The sequence below is a fragment of the Streptomyces sp. UH6 genome (assembly GCF_013421635.1).
GTDB classification, from domain to species: Bacteria; Actinomycetota; Actinomycetes; order Streptomycetales; family Streptomycetaceae; genus Streptomyces; species Streptomyces abyssomicinicus.
Genome location: NZ_JACADT010001127.1, coordinates 1 through 1,720 on the forward strand (window position 1 = coordinate 1; position 1,720 = coordinate 1,720).

2 protein-coding genes are annotated in these 1,720 nt (G+C 71.8%); both read right to left on the reverse strand.

Features of this window, described 5'->3' with window-relative positions:
• Positions 1 to 506, reverse strand: a 506-nt coding sequence (locus tag HW445_RS29900) for an ABC transporter ATP-binding protein (protein ID WP_180223941.1), incomplete at its 3' end; no start/stop codon positions are given.
• A 168-nt stretch (positions 507 to 674) separates the two neighbouring features.
• Positions 675 to 1,520, reverse strand: coding sequence for a DUF4097 family beta strand repeat-containing protein (locus HW445_RS29905; RefSeq protein ID WP_180223942.1), 846 nt, complete (start codon positions 1,518 to 1,520; stop codon positions 675 to 677).
• Positions 1,521 to 1,720: the final 200 nt, after the last annotated feature.

Here is a 1,720-nt window from a genome sequence, read left to right on the forward strand (position 1 = left end):
TTGCCGACGAGGGTCATGGCGATGTCGAGGCGGCGTTTCATGCCTCCGGAGTAGGTGGAGGCGGGCTTGGCGGCCGCGTCGAGCAGGTCGAAGCGCTCCAGCAGTTCCGTGGTGGCCCGCCGGCCCTCCGCCTTGGAGAGGTGGTGGAGGTCGGCCATGAGGAGCATGTTCTCCTCGCCGGTGATCAGGCCGTCCACGGCGGAGAACTGGCCGGTGACGCCGATCGCCGCCCGCACGGCCTGTCCGGCCGTGGCGACGTCGTGGCCCGCGACCTGTGCCCGTCCGCCGTCGGCCGCTGTCAGGGTGGAGAGGATCTTCACCACGGTGGTCTTGCCGGCCCCGTTCGGGCCGAGCAGCGCGAACACGGAACCGGCGGGGATGCGCAGGTCGATGCCGTCGAGGACGGTCTTGTCCCCGTAGGACTTGCGCAGGCCCACCGCGGAAACGGCCACGGGGGACTGGACACCGGCCTTGCTACTGGACGTGGGCATGACAGATGAAGGCATGAAGCCCTCCGTTTCGCGGGGTTTCGAAGAAGTGGTCTGTTCGCAGGAGTGAGGTGTACGGAGGGGCTGGGTGACCCGCTCGGGCGGGCGGCTGCGCGGAGGAGCGGGCGCGGATCCCCGAGGGGTCCGTGGAGTACGGACCGGTACGGACCCCTCGGTCGGCGGACCTCAGACGCGGGCGTGGCGGATGTCGATGTTGCCGTGCCGGGTGCGGGCGCGGACCTTGACGGTGTCCTCCGCCTGCTCGGGGGCGTCGGACGCGGTGAGGTTGTTGCGCACCTGGCCGGAGGTGGAGCTGACGTCGAGCCATGCGGCGGTCCCCTCCCGGACGCCGACCTCGATGGCGCCGAAGGACGTCTCCAGCTGGGCCGTTCCCCGGGCCACTTCGCCCACGCGCAGGGTTCCGTGCGCGGTGATCGCGGTGACCGAGTCCTCGACGCGCCGGATGTCGATGTCGCCGTTGGCGCCGCGGACCCGCAGTTCGCCGGTCGCGGCCTCGACGGTCGTGCTGCCGTGCGAGTTCTTCAGGACCGCGGGTCCGTCGAGCACGCCGACGCGCAGGCTGCCGGAGCTCGTGGTGATCTCGGCCGAGCCCTCGACGCGGTCCACGGTGATGGAGCCGTGCGAAGCGGTCAGCTTCAGCGGGCCGGTGGTGTCGAACCGGGCGTCACCGGCGGAGGTCTTGGCGCTCACCTTGCCGAGTCGGCCCTCGCCGAGCACCTGGGTCCAGGAGCCGGTCACGTCGAGGTGCGAGCCCGTGGGCAGTTCGACGGTCACGTCGACGACGCCGGTACGGCCGAGCAGGCGGCCGGACTTGGGCGTCCTGACCGTCAGCGCGCCGTTCGCGTAGCGGACCTCGGTCTGGTCGGCCGCCCGGGTGTCCAGGTCCCGCTCGGGGTCGCGGGGGCGCACCTCGACGACGGTGTCGGAGCGGTCGCTCGCGGTGAACTGGATGGAACCGGCCTCCACGGTCGCGGTGACCGAGATGGGCGAGGGGGTGTCGAAAGAAGGCATGGCTGTCCCGTCCTCATGGGTCTTCGTGACGTCCCCGCAGGTGGGACGTGGTGTGGGTGGAAGTGGCTGTGGTGCGGGATGAGCGGTGCGCTTGGGTGGTGCGGGTGCGGGTGCGGGTGCGGGTGCGGGTGCGGGTGCGGGTGCGGGTGCGGCGGTGCGGGCCGGGTGTGGCCGGCTAGCGCACCCAGCCGGTGAAGCTC

Coding starts and splice junctions, on each gene's coding strand:
- HW445_RS29905 (WP_180223942.1), bottom strand. CDS start 1,520: ATGCCTTCTTTCGACACCCCCTCGCCCATCTCGGTCACCGCGACCGTG.